Raw genomic sequence first — 20,396 nt, forward strand, 5'->3', positions numbered from 1 at the left:
CCTTCGGGCTTACAGCCGCGCAGGCCGCGCGCAGTTCTTCGCTCCGTCGTCGGGGCCCCGTTCCTGCCGCGTCGTCGCCAGCGGCGTTCAAATCCGCTTCCGGCCTCTTTGTCGCTTACCCCGGTCACTTACTGCGGTAAGTCGCCGGGGATTAAGGTGCGATATCCCCTCTCTCACCGCAGGTCATGCCGTTGGCTGGGTAAATTCGTTGCCGACGAATGAGTCGCCGCGTCGCCGCCTGCCTGCAACCCGAATTATTTTGGCTATATGCCTATTTTCGCTATTGAAATAAAATAAAAACATTTGATTTGATGAATTAATAAGCCTATTTATGTAAATAACTTTTAGGTATAAATATCTGGCTTTAATGGGTAATCAGTTATGAATAATGTAGACGTCAGTGAATCTATTTTTATTCAGCAGAATAATAGTCGTTGGGAGCTGGATAGTATTGTATCGGAATTAAGTCAGGCCAGAAGTGAGTGGCGCGATAAGCATTCAACGGGTCAATATCAGAGTAAACGTCTGTTGCCGTCCAAAGAAAATATCGCGGCGGTGGTTAATAATTTGCTGAAAATATTATACCCGATGCGTTTGGGCATTAGCTCGATTAGAAAAGAGAGCGAAGATTATTATGTAGGTTATTTATTGAGCGGCACGCTTGATAGTTTAATGGAAGAAGCGCACCTCGAATTACGCTATAGCGCCAGCCTGGCCAACCAGTCTGGCTCGTCGCCACAACAAGGGAATAGCGATGAAGCAACGGCGATTCAACTGATCCGGCTGTTTTCGTCGCGCCTGCCGTCCATCCGTCAGCAGCTGGATATTGATATTCTGGCCGCCTGGCAGGGCGACCCCTCGGCCAAAAGCGTCGATGAAGTATTGCTCTGCTACCCCGGCGTTTACGCGGTGATTCATTATCGTCTCGCGCGCCAGTTGCATCTGCTCGGATTGCCGCTGCTGGCAAGGATCGTGAGCGAGAAAGCGCATAGCGAAACCGGGATTGATATTCACCCCGGCGCGCAAATCGACGTCGGCATTTTCATCGATCACGGCACCGGCGTGGTGATCGGAGAAACCGCGGTTATTGGCAAGCGGGTGCGTATTTATCAGGCGGTGACGCTGGGGGCCAGGCGCTTCCTGGTTGATGAGTCCGGCGTGTTGCAAAAGGACTATCCGCGCCACCCGATCGTGGAAGACGATGTGGTTATTTACGCCGGCGCGACCATTCTGGGCCGCATCACCATTGGCGCGGGTTCGTCGATAGGCGGCAACGTGTGGCTGACCAGCGATGTGCCGCCCGGCAGTAATATTCGTCAGGCGACGGTATTACAAACTAAATATCAGGACGGCGGCGGCATCTGATTTTTTCAATATCTATTTTTTAATCCGCTATGAATAAACGATAGCGGCGATCCAATAAATAATAATGAAATAGCGGAAATAATCGAGATGACGGTTCTTGATCTGGTAGGAAATACACCTTTGCTTGCTTTGACTCATTTGGATGAAATTACGCCGGGCGTCGCCGTCTGGGGCAAAGCGGAATTTATGAATCCGAGCGGATCGGTAAAAGATCGGGCGGCAAAGGCCATGATGCTGGAGGGGATTGCCCGCGGCGAATTAACCAGAGAGAAAACGTTAGTGGACGCCACCAGCGGGAATACCGGTATTGCCTATGCCATGCTGGGTGCAATATTGAATTATAACGTCAGACTATTTATGCCGAAAAATACCAGCGCCGAGCGAAAACGAATTATCCGCAGCTACGGCGCGGAAATTGTGGAGACCGATCCGCTGGAGGGATCGGACGGCGCTTATCTGGCGGTGAAAGCGCTGGTCGAATCCGATAGCGGAGCCTATTTCTACCCGGACCAGTACAACAACCGGCTTAATCCGTTAATTCATTACACCACGACCGGCCAGGAAATTTGGCGCCAGACCGACCGGCGCGTCAGTCATTTTGTGGCCAGCGTCGGCACTTCCGGCAGCTTTATCGGCTGTTCCCGGCGACTGAAACAGGAAAACGCGGCGATAAAGGCGTTCATGGTGCAACCGGCCTCGCCGTTTCACGGTATTGAGGGCACCAAGCATATGGCCAGCAGCATCAAGCCCGGCATTCTGGATGAAAGCCTGGCGGACGGGGTGATCGCCGTGACCACCGAGGAAGCCTACGCCATGTGCCGCCAACTGGCCCGACGCGAAGGGCTGTACGTCGGGGTATCGTCCGGGGCGAACGTCGCGGCCGCGCTGAAACTTGCCGCTACGCTGCCGGCCGGCTGCTCGGTGGTCACGCTGCTGTGCGATACGGGCGCGCGCTATGTGTCGGATACATTTTGGGACGAAACGTCATGATAAAGCTAACGAAAGAGATTGAGCAGGAAATTCGGCGCGAGGGGGAAAAAAGCTATCCCAATGAGTGCTGCGGCGTGTTGCTGGGCGCCAGCGACGCGCAGAGGGTAACCACGGTGGCGCGCATTTTGCCGATAGACAACGCCCGCGAGCAAGACGAACAGTATCATCGCTTCGTCATCAGCGCCGACGATTTCCTGGCGGCGGAACGTATCGCCAGACGGCAGGAACTGGAGGTGGTCGGTTTTTATCACTCGCACCCGGATCATCCCGCGCGGCCATCCGAGTATGACCGCGCGCATGCATTGCCGTTTTATTCCTACATCATCGTGGCGGTCGCCGCGCGCGTGGCGGGAGCCTTTACCAGTTGGCGACTCTCGCCCGCCAGCAAACAATTCGAGCAGGAAGACGTCGACGCCAGTTGAGCGCGACGCCAGCCATATTAAGGAGTGTACCTATGTCCGTTACTTTACTGATTCCGACAGCGCTGCGCGCTTTTACCGATGGTCAGTCAAAAATCCAGCTGGAAGGGAATACCGTCGGCCAGTTAATCACGGCGCTGGCGGAGAGCTATCCCGATATCCGTCAGCACTTATATGAGGCGGACGGCACATTGCGCTCGTTTATCAATTTATACGTGGATGATAGCAATATCAAAAACACCGGCGGTCTGGATACGCCGGTCAGCGCAGGCAATGAGGTTATTTTAGTTCCGGCCATCGCCGGAGGAACAAAGGGCTAAACGGTATGCAACTCGCAAGTATTATTCCCGATGAACGGCTGGTGGAATTATCCAATGCGGAAATAGCCCGTTATAGTCGCCATCTGTTATTACCCGAAATCGGCATTGAAGGTCAGCGGCGCATCAAAAGCGCCCGCGTGCTGTTGGTGGGAACGGGCGGTCTGGGCGCGCCGCTGGCGCTCTATCTGGCCGCCGCCGGCGTCGGCACCATCGGTCTGGTGGACTTCGATTTTGTCGAAGTATCGAATTTACAGCGTCAGATTATTCACGGCACCAAAGATATCAACCGCCCCAAAGTGGCATCGGCCAAAGACCGGATTAAATCTATTAATCCGGATTGCCATGTCGTGACCTATAACACACAACTGAACAGTAAGAATGCGCCGGATATCATCCGGGAATACGACGTGGTGGCGGACGGCACCGATAATTATCCCACCCGTTATTTGATTAACGATGCCTGCGTATTATTGGGCAAACCTACCGTTTATGGTTCGATATTTCAGTTCGAAGGGCAGGCGAGCGTCTTTTACGCCAGACAGGGGCCGTGCTACCGCTGTCTGTATCCGGCGCCGCCGCCGCCCGGTCTGGTGCCTTCCTGCGCCGAGGGCGGCGTGATCGGCGTGCTGCCGGGCATTATCGGCACCATTCAGGCGGCGGAGGTCATTAAATTGATCGTCGGCGGGGCGGATAGTCTGGTCGGGCGCCTGCTGTTGTTTGATGCGTGGCAGATGTCCCAGCGTGAATTGAAGCTGGAAAAAGATCCGAATTGCCCAATCTGCGGTCGCCACCCTGTAATTAATGAATTAATTGATTATGAGGAGTTTTGCGGTCTTAAACCCTCGGCGGACGATATTCCGGTGGACGGCATCAGCGCGGTGGAATTGAAGGCGCGGCTGGACGCCGGTGAGCCGCTGCAATTAATTGATATTCGCGAACCGCATGAACGCGCCATCGTTAAATTCCCCGGCGCGAAGGTCGTGCCGTTAGGCCAAATCGCCCGCCGGATTGATGAATTCGATCCGGCTATTGATGCGGTATTTCTCTGCAAGATAGGGCAGCGCAGCATCTTTGCCATTCGGGCCTTACAGCAAGCGGGATATAAGGGAAAACTGCTCAACCTGAAAGATGGCGTCAATGCCTGGGCCAGGGAGGTGGATACCAGCCTGCCGCAATATTAATCGCGCTTTATTCGTGTAACAAAAACGTGTTCTGAATAATTAAGGAATAATCATGGCAGATAAAAAACCAGTAATTAACGCGCTCGGGCGTGATGCAGCCTATCAACTGGCCAACGTAACCAAAACGGCGCCGCAGTTTGGCGCCATTACCCCGCGTTGGGTCACCCGCTTTCTGGAATTTAAAGGGCTGGAAGCCGGCATATACCGGGTCAATAAAGTGGTGGAGGGCGATACGCCGCTCGATGCGTTATGCGGTCAGGACCCCACTCAGATTGAGATACCGAAAGGCTATATCGAATATGAAACCCGGCCGCGTGAATATCAGCTGGACTCGGTCGCCACCATCGTCAACGTCGATACCAAAATCGCCGATGTTTACAGCTCTCCTTACGATCAGGCCAGCGAACAGCTGGCGCTGGCGATCGAAAGCCTGCGCGAGCGGCAGGAAAGCCAGTTAATCAACAATGATGATTACGGTCTGCTGAAAAACGTGGCCGATGCGCAGCGCATTCAGACGCGCGCGGGCCGTCCGACGCCGGACGATCTCGACGAACTGCTGAGCAAGGTATGGAAAGAACCGTCGTTTTTCCTTGCGCATCCGCGGGCGATCGCCGCCTTCCAGCGCGAGGCGACGCGGCGCGGCGTGCCGCCGGCGACGGCGACGCTTAACGGCGGCGTGTTTATCCTGTGGCGCGGCATTCCCTTGATCCCAAGTGATAAATTATTCGTCGATGGGTTAAAAAACCCCAAAGGCCAGAGCGGGAAAACCAATATCCTGCTGATTCGTTCCGGCGAAGCGAAACGCGGCGTGCTGGGACTGTATCAGTCCGGCCTGCCCAATGAACAATCGCGGGGATTGTCCGTGCGCTTTCGCGGCATCGATGACAACGGCGTAGCCTCTTATCTGCTTTCACTCTATTGCTCGGCCGCCATCCTGGCCGATGATGCCATCGCGGTATTAGAAGATGTTGAAGTGGGTGAGTATTATGACTACGAATAAATTGCAGCTGCCCTTTGCGTCGGCGCCGTTTTCCGGCGAACCGTCGGCGCATGATTATGGCCTGCCGGACGAACGCGATCTGTCTTCGCTGCTGTCCGGCCATTTCCCTGACGCGGCAGAGGGGCGGGCGCCGCCCTACGCGCCCAGAGTGGTGCCGCTGGGCGGCGCGTCCGCGGCGGTCGACGACTTCCCGGCGCCCCGTACGGCGTCGCCGGATTTCGCGCCGCTGGCGCGGGTCGGCTCGGTGCCGCTGGAGCAGATTCGCGCCGATTTTCCGATTTTATCCGAACGGGTGGACGGAAATCCGCTGGTCTGGCTGGACAACGCCGCCACCACCCAGCGGCCAAAGCAGGTGATTGAGCGCATCGGCTACTACTATGAGCATGAAAACTCGAATATCCACCGCGCGGCGCATACGCTGGCCGCACGCTCAACCGATGCCTATGAGGCCGCTCGCGACAAGGTCGCGCGTTTTATCGGCGCGCCCGGCCCGGATAATATTATTTTTGTGCGCGGGACCACCGAGGGGCTGAATCTCATCGCCCACAGTTACGTAAAACCGTTGCTGCAGCCCGGTGATGAAATCATCCTGACGCTGCTGGAGCATCACGCTAACATCGTGCCGTGGCAGCTGATCGCCCAGCAGACGGGCGCGGTGATCCGCGTGGCGCCGGTGGATGAACAGGGGCAGTTGATCCTCGCCGAATACGTCAGGCTGTTTAACCGGAAGACCCGCTTCGTCTCGGCGACGCACGTTTCCAACGCGCTGGGCACCATTACGCCGGTGCAGGAACTGGTGAGCATCGCGCACAGTTTTGGCGTGCGGATCGCCATTGACGGCGCACAGTCTATTTCACATATTCCGGTTAACGTGAGCGCGCTGGATGCGGATTTCTTCGTTTTTTCCGGTCATAAAGTCTTTGGGCCGACCGGCATCGGCGTGGTTTACGGCAAGCAGGAGGTGCTGGAGCAGGCGCAACCCTATCAGGGCGGCGGCAATATGATCGCCGACGTCACGTTTGAACTGACGCAGTATCAGAAGCCGCCGCACAAGTTTGAAGCGGGAACCGGCAACATCGCCGACGCGGTCGGGCTGGGGGCGGCGATTGACTACGTGACGGCATTGGGGATTGAGAATATCGCCGCCTACGAGCATGCGCTGCTGGAATATGGCATTCAGAAGCTATCGCAGATTGCCGGTTTACGTCTGATCGGCACCGCGCCGCACAAGACCAGCGTGCTGTCGTTCGTGCTCGATCATCACTCCAATGAAGCGGTCGGCCGCTATCTCAGCCAGGCGGGGATTGCGGTGCGTGCCGGTCACCACTGCGCGCAGCCCATTTTGCGCCATTTCGGCTATGAGGGTACGGTTCGGCCCTCGCTGGCTTTCTATAACACGCCGCAGGAAATTGATCTGCTGGCGCAAAAAATAGCGCAGCTGGCCGACTCGTCGGCGTCAGTCCACCGTTGAGCGGCGGACTTTACCCTCCCTGCGCGCGCCGGACGATCTTTCGGTCGCGCCGCGTTGCGCTGAGGCTGAAGGGCGGCGGGCAGGGGATGTTATCCATTCCATGGATAATCAAAGCGGAAATAATCACTTTGTTTTTTGCCGTTATGCGCTTAACTGGATGCAATAAATCGACCGACTGCGACGCAAGGAGAAAGACAACGTGAGGGTTATTAACTGGCTTAAGCGATTTTCGGCGGTACTGCGTTCCCGGCTCAACCAATCGATGACGCCGATAGCGCCGCTCTGTATACCGGCCCCCGACAGTGCGGGGATGTCGGACGTTATGCTCACCATGGAGTATATTTATGGCAGCGAAATGGCAAGCGTTTGCCTGGTCTCCATGCGGCTGGAGCGCTAATGGCGGCCGGTGGCGTTGCCGGCGTGACTGAATGTCCGAATAAGGCGACGAACGGATAATAATGTCTGGTTAACTAAATAGCTTCGCATAATCGCGCTACGCTTGACCTGCAGGTTGAGTGATAACGATATGATGATTAAATAACAATCAACTGGTTTTAATGATTATTTTAATCTTATTATCATCAGTTACGCGTTATAGCATGATCAAAAGTGAAGCATCAATGCGCGAGTTATTTAGGCGGCATAAGGCGCCTGTTTCTTTATTGTGGCGTCATGATGACGCCGTTGATCTGTCAATTACATCACTGCGGTGAATGTTGACAATGAATCCCGCGCCATGCCTCATCTGCATTACTCCTGGCGGCAGATTTCTGAATGAATAAACAAAGTCTGTCTGCCATTATTATTTTTATCTGAACGCCCGTCGGTATTTCCCGCATAATGACGCGTGATTGCTGACGCGAATAATATGCCTCAGGTAATTCGGGGGGCAGGAAAGCGGTGGCGCAGCGACAAATTCGGCGGCAACGAAGTCGTTCAGCCAACGGCCGACCTGCGGTGAGCGACTGGATGTCTCTTATGCTTGCAGCAGTAGGGGCGCGGGGTAAGCGACGAATCCGCCGGGAGCAGGGTTGAGCGCCGCTGGCGGCAACCCGGCAGGGGCGAGCCTCATGGCGGGGGCGAGTAACTAAACCAACGCGCCTGCCGCCTGAAGTATAACGGTAAATGGTTGTAGGGCAGCATGAATAAGGGCCGTCAGCGTATACGCGGTCTGAAATATGACGAAGCGCTCAGCCGCTTTGGCCACAGGATGCGCCAGACCCGCAGGCCTGGCGCAACGCGTCCGCCAATCCGGCGCCGGGAGCGAGAGGATCAGCTCCCGGACGCCACGTGCGGATCGTCAAAAAAGTAATCCTTTACCGATTCGGGCTTGTTTTTAATGGCCCCGACGCGATGCAGAAATTGCCCCAGCGGCAGAGTATTCTGCGGGGTGATGCTGAATTTCGATTCGGGGCTTTTGAGGATGTCCAACAACAGTTTTCGATCGATTCTCGAGCGCGTTATGCGAATAAAGGCATCGGCCGCCTCTTCGGGATGCTGAGCGGTAAAGTCCGCCGCCTCGGCCAGCGCATTGATGAACACGCGATACGTGCGCGGATTTTCCTTGCGGAATTTTTCCGTGGTGTAAAGCACGACGGGAGACGTGGGGCCGCCCTGTACATCATACGAGTTCAGGACGATATGCGCGTTGGGATTGCCGGCCAGCTCTTGCTCCTGGAACGGCGCGTTGGCGAAATGGGCGCTGATTTCGGTGCCGCCGCTGATAATCGCCGCCGTGGCGTCGGGATGGGGCACTGTCACCTGGAGTTTATCGAGGCGATTGTACGCTTTGTCGCCCCAGAGTTTGGCCGAAGCCTGCTGCAGATAGCGCGACTGTACGGATACGCCTATCGCCGGCACCGCGATGCGGTCCTTATCGGTGAAATCGGCGATGGTTTTAACATTGGGATTGGTGCTGATCAGATAATAAGGGAAGCTGCCGGTGGCGAGCACCGCGCGCACGTTTTGACGATTTTTAGTGCGATCCCACAGGGTGAACAGCGGGCCGATACCCGCGCCGGCGATATCTACCGACCCGGACAGGAGCGCATCGTTCACCGCCGCGCCGCCCGACAGCTGGAGGTAATCCACTTTGACATCCAGCCCCTCGGCCTTGCCGTGTTTCTCGATCAGCTGTTTATCCTGCGCCACGTTAAGCAGCAGATAGACGATGCCGAACTGCTGAGCAATACGTAACTGGCCTTCCGCCCAGGCCTGACCCGGCAACGCCAGCGCCGATGCCAGCAGGCTAACGGCCGAGGTCAGACCGATGACTTTGCGGGATAAATACCGGGTTGGATTCAGCCGGTCGTTGTTTTTTTTCATATAGCGCACCGATTAAAGAGTGAGATAGATATTTGGCCAATCAACCGCATCAGCATCTGAACGGAAAACCGGGTTGAAATATCCGACCGCGGAATTTATATAACGAACAAAAAAACAGAAACGCCCTCCGGTCGCCATTATTCTGGTCAAATAATGAAATTAAGCGGGCCCGATGATATTTAATTAAATATTTTCTGTTTCTTTAGTTTAAAATATCCGCTGCGCCAGGATATAAAACGCAGCATAGGGTAATTTTCCGTGTTCGATAAAGTGTATTTGGTAATAAGCTATACCCGTCATTCTTCAGGCCGCCGGCGCGTCGGCTACTCTCAACTATACGGCCCATCCTTGGGCCTGGCGGGAAAAAATTCCGGCCGCGCGCGTGGCGTATTTATTCAATGGCCGACAGGTCGGCGCGCGGCGCCCGTCGTTCAGCGTTGCTGGCGGAAAATCCACTCGCGGATTGGCTCAATGGTATATGCGATGCGCCAGGTGTTGCGGTGTCCGCTGGCGCCTTCCGCTGACTGATGTTCAGGGATGACGGTGCCTTTACGCAAGGCGATATAGTTGATTGGGCTGTTCGCGACATCGATCTTGTCGAAGGCGGCCCGGAACTGCTCCGCCGTCCAGTTGCCGTCCCAAACGGCGCGGCTGATCTTCGCCCCCTCTTTTTCCAGCACGGCGGTGATGGCGTCCTGACCCGGCCAGGCCTTAGCGTCGTCCTGCGACACCACAATCCATAACTTCTGCCGGGCGAGCGGTTTGGTCAGCGCGGCATCCCACTGGCCGGCCACCAGCAAAGAGGCGGCGAAAAAGGTCGGGTATCTGATATCCATGGCGATCGACATCATGCAGCCGCCCGACTGGCCGGTGGTGTAAAGTCGGTTACGGTCGATGCGGTACTGGTCAGTCAGCGACCTGATGAGATTGATGGTGGTGTCCAGCATCGCGGAGGTGTGCGAGTCATCGTCGGCGATGATTTCGGCGTATTGAGGCGCCAGGACAAAACAGGGGCGGCGGGCCTGATCGGCGGGGCTGGCCCAGGCGATCGCGCCCAGTCCCTGGTACAGGGTCGTGCGCGTGACGTCGCTGGTGGCGCCGGCGTCGTGCATGAACAATACCAGCGGGTAGGATTCGCCCGCATCATCGTTTTTCGGTATGAACAGGTTGTAGCGCAGGCTTTTGCCGGTCTGCGGATCGTGGAATTCCAGCTGTTGAAAATCATCGACGATCGGATTTTTGACCTGCGTCGTTTGCAACGGTTGGCTATCGGCCGCGATGACCTGTCCGTCGCTCAATGTGATCGGTCCGGACTGCACCACGCTGGCGACGGCGGTTTTGTAGACCGTATCATAGACCGGAATGTCGCCGGCTTTGCCTGGCCCTTTGCCGCCGCTGCCGGCAGGCGCCTTTTGCTCTCCGCCTTGCGGCTGTATCTTCTCGGCCAGCGGCGCGTTTTGATCTTCGGGCGACAGGGTAATAATGACGAAACGGCCTTGCGCCGCGCGCGCGCCAATATCGGCCGCGGTGCCGGCGAAAGCGCCGGTGACCGTTCGTCCCGCGATGTGGAAGCTGGCGGCCGACAAGTCCGCGCCATTGATCGGCGCACTGTACTCCACGGCGACGCCGATCAGGCGAATGCCATCGCCGAACACTTGCGTGATCGCGGTCGCGCCTTTTACATGCCGGGCGCCGTTACGGGCAAACACCGGTACGTTGATGGTCATCAAAACCCCGGCCGCGAGGCCCCTGATCAGGAAATCCCGACGTGATGGCATCTTCATTCTCCTCAGTTTTTACTGACATTTATTTGTTGCAGTTTATCTATTATTGCCGCGGCCGCGACTTCCGCCGCCCCTTTGCTATAGGGCGAGTTGCGCGCTTCGTAGGTGAAGCGGTCATAGCTTGATGCATCGGGCATATATTTGGCTGCGCCATCGACCATGGTCGCCACCATCATCGACGCATGCGGCGAACTATCCCGAATGCGCGCGCCGATGCTCGCGGCAAGCTCCGTCTGTACGCCGACCAGCAGCATGCGGCCGATACGCATCAATACCACCGGAAGGGCGACGCTGGGGCCGGGCTGATAGGTGAAACGGGCGACGGGGCCGACCGGCCTGTCGCCGGGCGAAAACACCTGCGATGCGACCTCAATGTTTTCGCGCCATACGCCCAGCGACGCGCTGGTCTGCATGACGGCATGTTCGGCGACGTCAATAACGTTGGCCCCCAGCCGTTCGCCCAGCAGATCCACCAGCATAAAGCCGGCTTCGTGCAGGTCGACCCGGCCCACGCTACCGTCATCGTTAACCACATGCCGGTTCGCCTGAAGATAAGGCGACTGATCGCCGGCGGCGCCGACCAGAAATAACGCGACGGCGTCGGAGCCATAGTGTGTTTCAGCATGGCGAGCCGCCGCGCCGGCCAGATCGGCGGAAATCAACCCGCCGCCAGCGCGCTGAGAGCCGTCCATAATCGACGACTGCACGGAAACGTTCATCAGGATCGCCAGCGGTTTGCCGTCGCGGCCGTCGATGCGCAGCACGCCGAGAAAGGGATCGGCGAATCCCGCATCGTTGGCGCCCAGCCACCATCCGTGTTTGGTGGGCACGTCGCGATTGACGCCGATCCGGCTGATGCCGGAAGCAAAACCCATTCGGGCGGGCTGTAAGGCGGCAACGGCCTGCGTCGCGGCGCTGCGCAATGCGGTCTCGAACGCGCGCAAGAGAACGTCGTTTTTTGTGCTGTCCGTATCCGCCGGAATGTGCCGCGCCGGAAAAACGTGCGGCGCTGAAAACGTATGGCTGGCGCAAATGATGATGTTATCCGGCGCAATCTGGGCGATCTCGCTCAGGATCGTCTTCATACCGGTAACCAGCTCCCCGGAGATCGAGGTCAGGTCAACGACGGCGATACTTATGCGTTCGCCGCCGTCATCCAGCAGCAGGACGCGCACGGCCAGCGGATCGTGTTCGCCGACGAATTCATTCATCGGGTAGAGGTCGGTGGGAAAGCGCACATTCGCCCGACCGGCGCCGGCGCGGAAGTATGATGATTTGACTGTATTGGCGTGGGAGGTCAGCGGAAGGGTCAGCGCGGCCAGGCCGATGCCAAGACCGGTCATCAGAAATTCTCGTCGTGACTGCATGTGCGCCTCATCTGATGCTTATCTTGTCTTCCCCGGAAAGGCGGATGATTTGATTTGCGTTATGGTACTGCTCGAGTACCATATTGCAGCCTGATACTTATTGTCAATTGAAATGCAAAAGCGGGAGTGGCCGATGGAAAACGTCAAACAGAGCGGGCTATCGCGACGCGGGCGGCCAAAAGCCATCGGCGATGACGAGCGGCGGCGATCGATCATTATGGCCGCATATGGCGCGTTTATCGAGCTGGGTTTCTCGCGCACCACAACGGCGGTTATCGCGGCCAGAGCCAGGGTGTCAAAACGCGCGCTTTACCAGTTTTTTAGCAGTAAAACCGAGTTGTTCGCCGCGGTGATCGGCGAACACCAGCATTTGATTCTCGATCTGCCGCGGCCCGAGGATGAGACATTGCCGCTGCTGGATACGCTGATCGCCATCTTCCGTCTGGATATTGATCAGGAGGCCGAGCGCGAGCGCGAGGCCATCCTGAATCTGATGGTCAGGGAGTCAGTTCTGTTTCCCGAATTATCCGACTATCTGTATGAAAAAGAAGTGATTCGTTCTCAGGAAGCGCTGATCGAGTGGTTACAGCGGGAAGCGCAACGCGGGCGGATGACGGTCGGGGATGCGCGCGTTTGCGCCGGTATGCTGATGGATATCGTCTTTGGCGCGCTGCTGCCGCGCAGAAGGCTGCGCCAGGCGCCGGACCGGGCGCTCAGAACCGAACACATCAAAAAACGGCTGGCGATATTTCTGCGCGGCATTCAGGACTGCGCATCTGTTCATGACCGCTCGCCGTAATGCCTGGCGCCGTCATATTTCAGCCCGGGCAGTCGTTGGCTGCGCGCCATGATGCGGCCCGGTCCCGGGCCTGCTTGTCATGTGTCATCAGTTGAACCTGGCGATGGCGGTTTTATCGTGCCGACCGTGGCGCCGGCGGCGCATCGGTTTTCAGGGCGGGGCCGGTATCGCCAGCGCAGGCGCATCGGGCGTGAGTCAGGCCGTCTGGCGCAGGGATTGCCGGCTAAAAGCGCTCTGACGATCCAGCGCGCGGTAAAAATCGCCGAGCGCGCTGGTCATGCGGGCTTCAAGCGCGGCGCTGAATACCGGCGAATGATCGTAGTGGGTAATCTGACTGTCTTCGGCGAATACGCCATGCAATATTTCCTGCGCCTTCAGCGCATTAAGTACGGGTTTAAGCGCGTAGTCCAGCGCCAGCATATGGCTGGCCGAGCCGCCGCTGGCCACCGGCAAAATCACCTTATTTTCAAACGCGCGCTCCGGCAGAAGATCGAGCAGGGTTTTTAACGCGCCGGTAAAAGAGGCTTTATACACCGGCGTACTGATAATCAGCCCGTCGGCCCCGGCCAGTTGTTCAACGAACACCTTCAGTGCGGGGCTGTCGAATCGGGCGTATAGCAGGTCTTCCGGATTAAAATTAAATAAATTCCATGGGGTTACATCAATTCCTTGTTGTTCAAGCCAGTGCTGCGCGAAGGTGAGTAGTGCGGCGGAACGGGAGGGGAAGCGCGGGCTGCCTGCCAGGGTAATTACGTTCATTCTGTCTCCTAAAGATAACAATCCTGATTGATATGCAAATCACCGCTGTTCGTCACCCGTCCTTCAGGCGGCGTGAGCGTCAGCTGCGCTATTCGCCCCATCTTCGGCCCGCCTGGGCTAACAAAGTGATTTACCGCTGATTAACCAATCTATTACCTGAGCGATCGCGGAAGAAATACGATTTATGGCTGTTGATATCTGGAAATTGCAAATAGCGCGCGCCTCGTCGGCGATATTTCCCGCCGTTAAACCAGTACCGGCTGCGATTGCGCGCGGGTTTGCCAGACGGCGTCGCGGATATTGATGGCGCGCGGCAGTAACCCTAAGGCGAAAAACCGATCGGCGATAATTTGCTGTTCGCGAATAACGCCGCCGTTCATCGCCCGGGGTTTATTTCTGCGGCGCGAAAGCGCCAGTTCCAGGGTGGCGCGCGGCAAGCCTCACTCCGCCGACAGCAGGGCGGTGGCCTCGGCGCGCTGATTGTCAATGTAATTGCCGGTTCTCTGCAGGGCGCCGTCATGCTGAACAATGGCGACGGGTCGATTTCTCAGCGTGTTGATTAATGTTGCCGATATGGCGTCGGGCGTTGCGCTGGATGCGCGCGGGTTTCCCGCCGGGTCCCGGGTTAAGAGTCCGCGCGCCGACGTCGGCGCCGGCACGCGGTCGCGGCGTCACCCGAGCGGCCCGCCGGTAATGGTGGTCTGCAGACCGGCAAGAATACCTTCGCCGGTTTCCGTTTTTAGCTCGTCGTACCAGGCCTGGGTCAGCGGCCACGATTTGCCGTGGGTGATATCGCAACGTTTACGCGCCTTGAGCACCAGTTCGGTCACGCGCGGCAGGCGCCGCTCCTGATAGCGGCGCAGCGCGTCCTCGACGCCCAGCGAGTGAGAGCCCAGGGCGATGCCGAGCACCACGGCGTCTTCCATCGCCGCGCAGCCGCCCTGACCGATATCCGGCGTGGTGCTGTGCGCGGCGTCGCCGAGCAGCGCCACGCGGCCGCGCGCCAGCGGGCCGAAGGGTTCGATATCGTGGATTTCGATGCGGTTGGTGGTTTGCGGATCAAGCCGGGCGATCAGCCGCTGCACCCGTTCGTCCCAGCCGGCGAAATAGCGCTGCAGATCGCCGCGCAGCGTGTCGCGATCTTCCGGCAGCCCCTGCGGCAGCGGCACGTCGAAAAAAAAGTAGAAGCGGCCATCCGCCACCGGCATCAGCGAAACGCGCTTGCCCTCGCCGACAAAGGTGGTCCACTGATCGGCGGGCGCGATGGATTCATCAATCGTCACCAGTCCGTTCCAGTTGACATAGCCCGCGTAGCGGCGCGCCGGACTGTAACCCAGCACATAAGGGCGGACCGCCGAATGGGTGCCGTCCGCCGCAATCAGCAGATCGCCCCGGGCCTGTCCGCCATCGGTAAAGCCGACGCTGACGCCGCGCGCATCGGCCTCGACGTGGTTGACCCGTTTGCCGAACTGGACGCGTTCCCGCCCCCAGAAGTCCAGCATCTCCGCCTGCAGCAGCGCGCGCGCCACCGGGTAGGGGCGTTCGCCGACGCTGGCGACCAGCGGTTCGAGGCTGAAACGCGTCAGATCCGCTCCGCTCAGCCCATCCCGGTAGGCGACATAACGCATAGGGCCGCCGTGGCGGCGCATAATCTCACCCATGCCCAGATAGTTCATGCATTTGACGCCGTTAGACCAGACCGAGATAGCCGCGCCGACCGGCCTGATGTGTTCTACCGCTTCATAGACTTCGCAGTCGATGCCGATATTACGCAGCGCGACGGCGGCGGATAGCCCGCCGATTCCGGCGCCGATGATCAATGCTTTCATCTTCTTCTCCCGCTGATGATTATCGCTAGCGCAGCAATATACATACCAACCCCGCGCGGCGGCGGGGAATCAGCCGCAGGGCGCGTTTGTCCGGCGCATAACGCCGGCGCTGGCGTGGCCGGTTGCCCTTTTTTGGGGCGAAATGGCGTTACATTGCTTCATGGTGAAACTTAACCGATCAATATATTATTATGTGATTCGTTTGTTTCATTGATGTTAATGCCGCCGGCCTTGCGGCGTCGCGCGCTTTATTGCCGATGCACCGACGCGCGTTTTCCCGCGCCGGCCGGCGTGGCATGCGATTTGCAAAACCGAGAGAGATGTAACCCTTACTCTCTCTTTATTCGATATATTCGGATGCGCCTAACCGGAGACCGCTATGGTATGCCTTGAACGCTTCAATCAACTCGGCACCGACGAGGCCGGCGCGCTGCTGGCTCCTTGCGTGGCGCTGCCCGACTGGGTGGCGCGGCTGGTCGCCGGGCGTCCCTATCCCGACAGGGATACGCTGCTGCATTGCGCGGCGCAAGCCGCCAGCCTGTGGCGGGCGGCGGATCTGACACAGGCCATGCTTGCCCATCCGCGCATCGGCGAGGCGCCGCGCGGCGAAACGGCCGAGGCCGCGCTGTCGCGCCAGGAGCAATCCGCGCTTTCTCCGGCCGATGCCGCGCTGCGGCAGGCGCTGCGCGACGGCAATCGACGCTATGAAGCCAGCTTTGGCCGGGTGTTTTTGATTCGCGCCCGCGGGCGCAGCGGCGCAGAGATTCTGCAGGCGCTGCAGCGGCGTTTGCAGCTCAGCGAAGCGGAAGAGATACAGGAGGCGCTGGAACAGCTGCGCCAGATTACGCTGTTAAGACTGGAAGGAATCATTCAACCATGAACACGATCTCTACCCATATTCTGGATACCGCATGGGGTAAGCCGGCCGTCGGCGTAACCGTCCGGCTGGAACAGTATCAGACGGATGGCTGGATCGCGCTGGCCGAAGGCCAGACCAATGAGGATGGCCGTATCGCCGACTTCGCGCCGCCGCTGGCCGCCGGGCAATACCGGCTGATCGCCGCCATCGGCGCCTGGTTTCGCGCCGCGCAGCGTGAAACGCTGTATGCCAGCGCGCAGATCGACTTTATCCTGCCGGCCGACGGCGGCCACTATCACCTGCCGTTTCTTATTTCGCCCTGGTCGTGGTCGACCTATCGCGGCAGCTAACGCGGTTCGCGGCCGCAAGCGCGGCGCCAACGATCATTCAGCGGTTCCGCCGCGCCTGGCGCGCCCGCGTCCTGACGGCCGCGCCGCGCGATGAATTTTTTTTCAGCGAACGCCGGCCGTTGCGCTAGTCGTCTCTTAACGCTTGATTATCGACTGGATCACGGCGTCGGTGACTTCGAGCGTCGTGGCGTTGCCGCCCACGTCCGGCGTTTTAATGCCCGCGGCGCAAACCGCTTCTACCGCGCGCATCAGACATGCCGATGCCTGATGCTCTCCCAGGTGGTCGAGCATTTGCGCGGCGGTCCAGAAACTGGCTACGGGGTTGGCGATGCCTTTGCCGGCGATATCAAACGCCGAGCCATGGATCGGCTCAAACATCGAGGGGTATCGACGTTCAGGGTCGATATTGCCGGTCGGCGCCACGCCCAGGCTGCCGGCCAGCGCGCCCGCCAGATCCGAAAGAATATCCGCATGCAGGTTGGTCGCCACGATAGTATCCAGCGATTGCGGATGCAGGGTCATGCGGACCGTCATGGCGTCGACCAGCATCTTATCCCAGCTGACATCGGGGTATTCCTGCGCGACTTCGGCGGCAATCTCATCCCACATCACCATGCCGTGCCGCTGAGCGTTCGATTTGGTTACCACGGTCAGGTACTTGCGCGGGCGCGACTGCGCCAGCTTAAAGGCATAGCGCATAATGCGCGTTACTCCGGTACGGGTAAAAATAGCGACTTCCGTCCCCACTTCCTCCGGCAAACCGCGATGGGCGCGACCGCCATGGCCGGAATATTCGCCTTCGGAATTTTCACGCACAATCACCCAGTCGAGGTCGCCCGGGCCGGCATGACGCAATGGCGATTGGATCCCGGCGAGAATTTTAGTCGGGCGAACGTTCGCATATTGGTCAAATCCCTGGCATATAGGCAGACGCAACCCCCACAGCGTAATATGGTCCGCCACGTCCGGCGCGCCGACCGCGCCGAAATAAATGGCATCGAACGACTTTAGCCGTTCAAGTCCATCGGCAGGCATCATCACGCCATGTTTCTTATAATAATCTGAGCCCCAGTCGAAATGCTCAATTTCAAAATTCAGGTCGGTAAAACGCTGTTGTAAACATTCCAGCACGCTGACGCCCGCGGAGATAACTTCCGGGCCAATGCCATCGGCCGGGATTGCCGCTATTTTATAGTTGCGCATGGTAAGATTCCTTAATAAATTGTATTTTCTGATATTTCATCAGGCTGTTTTTAATGCTTCATCGCTCAGCAAGAAAAATACGTTGGCATAAATTTTATTTCTTATTAATTATTTTATGCAGGTCACAATTTATTACTAATTGAGAACCGGTGACTAACATTATGCACAAAAACGGATTAGTATCACCCCCGTCTGTTTATGCAAAAAAATGATATAATCATAAGGAGGTCCGGTGGAGCTTAATCAACTTCGCTGTTTTATCGCCGTGGCGGATGAATTGCATTTTGGCCATGCGGCGCAAAATCTGGATATGCTGCCTTCGGCGCTTGGCCGGTATATCAAGCTACTGGAAGAAGAACTTGGCACTCGTCTGTTAACCCGTTCAACGCGTAACGTATCGCTTACTCCGCACGGCGCGCTCTTTTTGGACGATGCGCGAAAAATCGTCGCCGATGCGGACGCGTTGCTGCAAAAGTTTCAGCGTCTGGGGCGTCAGCACTCCGGTTATTTACGGCTGGGCGCGATAGACAGCGCCGCGGTCGGGCTGATTCCGCATATTTTGCATGCGTTTCGTGATGTCTGTCCGAATGTTGAAATACAAATCGTTGAGGATAAAAGCTCCAGGCTATTACCTAAATTGTTATCGGGCCGACTTGATTTGATCTTTATTCGGCCAATGGCGAAAATGGATGATGTTCTGGAAAGTGAGTTTTTATTTTATGAGAATGTCGTTCTGGTTATTTCCAGTAAACATAAGCTGGCGGCCCATCAGGAAATACGCGTGGAGGATTTAATCGATGTGCCATTAATTGTGCCTGAGCGCAAAGTGCGCCCCCATAGTTACGATCTTACCATGGGTCTGTTTGAGCATGTTGATTTTAAACCCCGAATTGTACAAATCGCCGACGAGAAGCAGACGATTATAAATATGGTGGCAGCAGAGCTTGGCGCCGCGGTTATGCCCCGCTGGGTAAGTCGTATATCCACGCTGAATGTTAGTTTTGTTCCGCTGGCGAAGGAATATATTCATCTGAGAAAAACATTACCTATTTCCGCCGTCTGGATGAAAGACGTGCGGGATAAGAACAGAGAAAGCATGATGAATATAGTGCGCGCCGAATTGACGACGATCGCGTGTCAATATTAACAGGGGCCAGGACCCGGTTATATCGCCAACGTAATTCTTGTTGCTGAAAGGCGGCGATACAGCGACAAATTCGTCGGCAACGAATTTGTCCAGCCGACGGCTGACCTTCGCCGGGAGGCAGGATGTCTCTCATTAATCCCCGGCGGCTTACGCCAGTAAGTGACTGGGGTGAGCCGCCGGGAGCAGAGTTGCACGCCGCTCCCGGCGCCCCAGAAGGGGGCGAGCCTCAGGGCGGGGACGAGTAACAAAAGCATCGCACCTGCAACCTGAAGGATGAAGGGGATATTGAATTTATTGAAGTACGACGTTTGACAGCGAAGCGACCTTATTGACCAGGCGTCCTATGTTGCTGATATCGACCTCAACCACATCGCCTTCGCGCATAAAAAGCGGCGGGGTGCGTTTTTTGCCCACTCAGCCTGGGGAACCGGTGATGATGACATCGCCGGCCTCTAACGGGCTGAAACGAGAGATATATTCGATCAGGTGCGCAACGGAATTGATCATATTTTGGGTGGAATCATGCTGTACGCGTTGGCCATTGAGCCAGGTGCTGATCGAAAGATCCTGCGGGTCGGGAATTTCATCACTGGTCACCAGCCATGGGCCGAACGCGCCCGTTTTACGCCAGTTTTTCCCGGAGGTAAACCAGCTATATTGCATGTCCCGCACCGATCCGTCCATGAAGCAGCTATAGCCGGCCACGTGCCGCAGAGCGTTTTCACGGGTAATATTGTTGGTGCTTTTGCCGATTACGACCGCAAGCTCGCCTTCATAATCAAACTCATCGCTGGTATCGGGTTTACAGACGGCCTGGCCATGAGCCGAAAGCGAATCGGCAAAGCGCACAAACAGGGTCGGCGCGTTGATGGTTTGTTCAAATTCGATCCGCTTTTCCAGATAGTTCATCCCCACGCAGAAAATCTTGCCGGGCGTTTCGATGACGGGCAAAAACTGGATTTCATCAAGATAAAAATCGGCGTCTCGCCATGTCATTTTGGTCAGGTCTGCAATGGCATTAGCGGCAATTGCGGATTTTAGATCGGGGAAAGAGGGAGAGAGGCGCTCTCCCAGATCGTATACCTGCGTATCTGCAGCGCAGCCCCAGGTTTTTTTACCACTTTGCGGATTAACGAAACTGAGTAACTTCATAATTTATCCCGTAGAGAGGTGATATAACGGCACACCCGTCATGCTTCCGGCGCGTTGGCGGCGCTCCATTCTTCGG

General features: G+C 57.2%; 18 protein-coding genes and 1 pseudogene. 11 read left to right on the top strand and 8 right to left on the bottom strand.

The features are described 5' to 3' along the window. Positions 1–381: 381 nt before the first annotated feature. The 7 genes from epsC (at position 382) to FJU30_RS08950 (ending at position 6,746) form a co-directional block, all read left to right on the top strand. Positions 382–1,365: a serine O-acetyltransferase EpsC gene (epsC, locus tag FJU30_RS08920; protein WP_150434597.1), complete on the top strand. Its 984-nt coding sequence runs from the start codon at positions 382–384 to the stop codon at positions 1,363–1,365. A gap of 87 nt (positions 1,366–1,452) precedes the next feature. Then, positions 1,453–2,355 carry a PLP-dependent cysteine synthase family protein gene (locus tag FJU30_RS08925; protein ID WP_150434598.1) on the top strand — a complete coding sequence of 301 codons (903 nt, stop codon included), beginning with the start codon at positions 1,453–1,455 and terminating at the stop codon, positions 2,353–2,355. Then, positions 2,352–2,777: a Mov34/MPN/PAD-1 family protein gene (locus tag FJU30_RS08930; RefSeq protein ID WP_150434599.1), complete on the top strand. Its 426-nt coding sequence runs from the start codon at positions 2,352–2,354 to the stop codon at positions 2,775–2,777. Before FJU30_RS08925 ends, FJU30_RS08930 begins: the two co-directional genes overlap by 4 nt. Before the next feature lie 32 nt (positions 2,778–2,809). Continuing rightward, positions 2,810–3,094 carry a MoaD/ThiS family protein gene (locus FJU30_RS08935; protein ID WP_150434600.1) on the top strand — a complete coding sequence of 95 codons (285 nt, stop codon included), beginning with the start codon at positions 2,810–2,812 and terminating at the stop codon, positions 3,092–3,094. Between the two features lie 5 nt (positions 3,095–3,099). Then, a complete protein-coding gene (gene moeB / locus FJU30_RS08940; protein WP_150434601.1) occupies positions 3,100–4,275 on the top strand; it encodes a molybdopterin-synthase adenylyltransferase MoeB in 1,176 nt (391 codons plus the stop codon). A gap of 52 nt (positions 4,276–4,327) precedes the next feature. Further along, positions 4,328–5,275 carry a family 2A encapsulin nanocompartment shell protein gene (locus FJU30_RS08945; protein WP_150434602.1) on the top strand — a complete coding sequence of 316 codons (948 nt, stop codon included), beginning with the start codon at positions 4,328–4,330 and terminating at the stop codon, positions 5,273–5,275. After that, on the top strand, positions 5,262–6,746 hold the full coding sequence (locus FJU30_RS08950) for a cysteine desulfurase (protein ID WP_150434603.1): 1,485 nt from the start codon (positions 5,262–5,264) through the stop codon (positions 6,744–6,746). The genes FJU30_RS08945 and FJU30_RS08950 overlap by 14 nt, the downstream gene beginning before the upstream one ends. 1,272 nt (positions 6,747–8,018) lie before the next feature. Here the strand turns inward: FJU30_RS08950 and FJU30_RS08955 are convergent. The 3 genes from FJU30_RS08955 to FJU30_RS08965 all read right to left on the bottom strand — a co-directional run bounded on the left by FJU30_RS08955 (position 8,019) and on the right by FJU30_RS08965 (position 12,222). Continuing rightward, positions 8,019–9,071, bottom strand: a complete 1,053-nt coding sequence (locus FJU30_RS08955) for an ABC transporter substrate-binding protein (RefSeq protein ID WP_150434604.1) — start codon at positions 9,069–9,071, stop codon at positions 8,019–8,021. Between the two features lie 431 nt (positions 9,072–9,502). After that, entirely contained in the window at positions 9,503–10,849 is a 1,347-nt protein-coding gene (locus FJU30_RS08960) for a carboxylesterase family protein (RefSeq protein WP_150434605.1), read from the bottom strand. 11 nt (positions 10,850–10,860) lie between these two features. Beyond that, on the bottom strand, positions 10,861–12,222 hold the full coding sequence (locus FJU30_RS08965; protein WP_223881539.1) for a hypothetical protein: 1,362 nt from the start codon (positions 12,220–12,222) through the stop codon (positions 10,861–10,863). A gap of 133 nt (positions 12,223–12,355) precedes the next feature. On the opposite strand from FJU30_RS08965, the gene FJU30_RS08970 reads away from it, so the two are divergent. After that, complete coding sequence (locus tag FJU30_RS08970; protein ID WP_150434606.1) at positions 12,356–13,021, top strand: TetR/AcrR family transcriptional regulator; 666 nt, start codon at positions 12,356–12,358, stop codon at positions 13,019–13,021. A gap of 195 nt (positions 13,022–13,216) precedes the next feature. Here the strand turns inward: FJU30_RS08970 and ssuE are convergent, their stop codons facing one another. The 3 genes from ssuE to hpxO all read right to left on the bottom strand — a co-directional run bounded on the left by ssuE (position 13,217) and on the right by hpxO (position 15,609). Next, positions 13,217–13,780: an NADPH-dependent FMN reductase gene (ssuE, locus tag FJU30_RS08975; protein ID WP_150434607.1), complete on the bottom strand. Its 564-nt coding sequence runs from the start codon at positions 13,778–13,780 to the stop codon at positions 13,217–13,219. Between the two features lie 245 nt (positions 13,781–14,025). Continuing rightward, positions 14,026–14,217, bottom strand: a complete 192-nt coding sequence (locus tag FJU30_RS08980) for a hypothetical protein (protein WP_223881540.1) — start codon at positions 14,215–14,217, stop codon at positions 14,026–14,028. Positions 14,218–14,451: 234 nt separating this feature from the next. Then, on the bottom strand, positions 14,452–15,609 hold the full coding sequence (gene hpxO, locus FJU30_RS08985; RefSeq protein ID WP_150434608.1) for an FAD-dependent urate hydroxylase HpxO: 1,158 nt from the start codon (positions 15,607–15,609) through the stop codon (positions 14,452–14,454). Between the two features lie 379 nt (positions 15,610–15,988). Here hpxO and uraD point away from each other — a divergent pair, with 379 nt between their 5' ends. Together uraD and uraH are read left to right on the top strand one after the other, a co-directional pair. After that, complete coding sequence (uraD, locus tag FJU30_RS08990; RefSeq protein WP_150434609.1) at positions 15,989–16,489, top strand: 2-oxo-4-hydroxy-4-carboxy-5-ureidoimidazoline decarboxylase; 501 nt, start codon at positions 15,989–15,991, stop codon at positions 16,487–16,489. Then, on the top strand, positions 16,486–16,818 hold the full coding sequence (uraH, locus tag FJU30_RS08995; protein ID WP_150434610.1) for a hydroxyisourate hydrolase: 333 nt from the start codon (positions 16,486–16,488) through the stop codon (positions 16,816–16,818). The genes uraD and uraH overlap by 4 nt, the downstream gene beginning before the upstream one ends. Before the next feature lie 135 nt (positions 16,819–16,953). On the opposite strand, the gene FJU30_RS09000 is transcribed toward uraH, so the two are convergent. Then, positions 16,954–18,021: a tartrate dehydrogenase gene (locus FJU30_RS09000; RefSeq protein ID WP_150434611.1), complete on the bottom strand. Its 1,068-nt coding sequence runs from the start codon at positions 18,019–18,021 to the stop codon at positions 16,954–16,956. A 232-nt stretch (positions 18,022–18,253) separates the two neighbouring features. Between FJU30_RS09000 and FJU30_RS09005 the strand changes: the two genes are divergently transcribed. Further along, positions 18,254–19,168 (top strand): LysR family transcriptional regulator, encoded by a 915-nt coding sequence (locus tag FJU30_RS09005; RefSeq protein WP_150434612.1) that lies wholly within the window; start codon positions 18,254–18,256, stop codon positions 19,166–19,168. 291 nt (positions 19,169–19,459) lie between these two features. Here the strand turns inward: FJU30_RS09005 and FJU30_RS09010 are convergent. Beyond that, positions 19,460–20,320, bottom strand: a pseudogene (locus tag FJU30_RS09010) (fumarylacetoacetate hydrolase family protein). Positions 20,321–20,396 lie beyond the last annotated feature (76 nt).

The organism is Affinibrenneria salicis, assembly GCF_008710095.1.

Bases quoted from the DNA above. Each gene is read 5' to 3' on its own strand.
- ssuE (WP_150434607.1), bottom strand. From the start codon at position 13,780: ATGAACGTAATTACCCTGGCAGGCAGCCCGCGCTTCCCCTCCCGTTCC.
- FJU30_RS08950 (WP_150434603.1), top strand. From the start codon at position 5,262: ATGACTACGAATAAATTGCAGCTGCCCTTTGCGTCGGCGCCGTTTTCC.
- FJU30_RS08935 (WP_150434600.1), top strand. From the start codon at position 2,810: ATGTCCGTTACTTTACTGATTCCGACAGCGCTGCGCGCTTTTACCGAT.
- FJU30_RS08960 (WP_150434605.1), bottom strand. From the start codon at position 10,849: ATGCCATCACGTCGGGATTTCCTGATCAGGGGCCTCGCGGCCGGGGTT.
- FJU30_RS08925 (WP_150434598.1), top strand. From the start codon at position 1,453: ATGACGGTTCTTGATCTGGTAGGAAATACACCTTTGCTTGCTTTGACT.
- FJU30_RS09000 (WP_150434611.1), bottom strand. From the start codon at position 18,021: ATGCGCAACTATAAAATAGCGGCAATCCCGGCCGATGGCATTGGCCCG.
- moeB (WP_150434601.1), top strand. From the start codon at position 3,100: ATGCAACTCGCAAGTATTATTCCCGATGAACGGCTGGTGGAATTATCC.
- FJU30_RS08970 (WP_150434606.1), top strand. From the start codon at position 12,356: ATGGAAAACGTCAAACAGAGCGGGCTATCGCGACGCGGGCGGCCAAAA.
- FJU30_RS08945 (WP_150434602.1), top strand. From the start codon at position 4,328: ATGGCAGATAAAAAACCAGTAATTAACGCGCTCGGGCGTGATGCAGCC.
- epsC (WP_150434597.1), top strand. From the start codon at position 382: ATGAATAATGTAGACGTCAGTGAATCTATTTTTATTCAGCAGAATAAT.
- uraH (WP_150434610.1), top strand. From the start codon at position 16,486: ATGAACACGATCTCTACCCATATTCTGGATACCGCATGGGGTAAGCCG.
- hpxO (WP_150434608.1), bottom strand. From the start codon at position 15,609: ATGAAAGCATTGATCATCGGCGCCGGAATCGGCGGGCTATCCGCCGCC.
- FJU30_RS08930 (WP_150434599.1), top strand. From the start codon at position 2,352: ATGATAAAGCTAACGAAAGAGATTGAGCAGGAAATTCGGCGCGAGGGG.
- FJU30_RS08955 (WP_150434604.1), bottom strand. From the start codon at position 9,071: ATGAAAAAAAACAACGACCGGCTGAATCCAACCCGGTATTTATCCCGC.
- FJU30_RS08965 (WP_223881539.1), bottom strand. From the start codon at position 12,222: ATGCAGTCACGACGAGAATTTCTGATGACCGGTCTTGGCATCGGCCTG.
- uraD (WP_150434609.1), top strand. From the start codon at position 15,989: ATGGTATGCCTTGAACGCTTCAATCAACTCGGCACCGACGAGGCCGGC.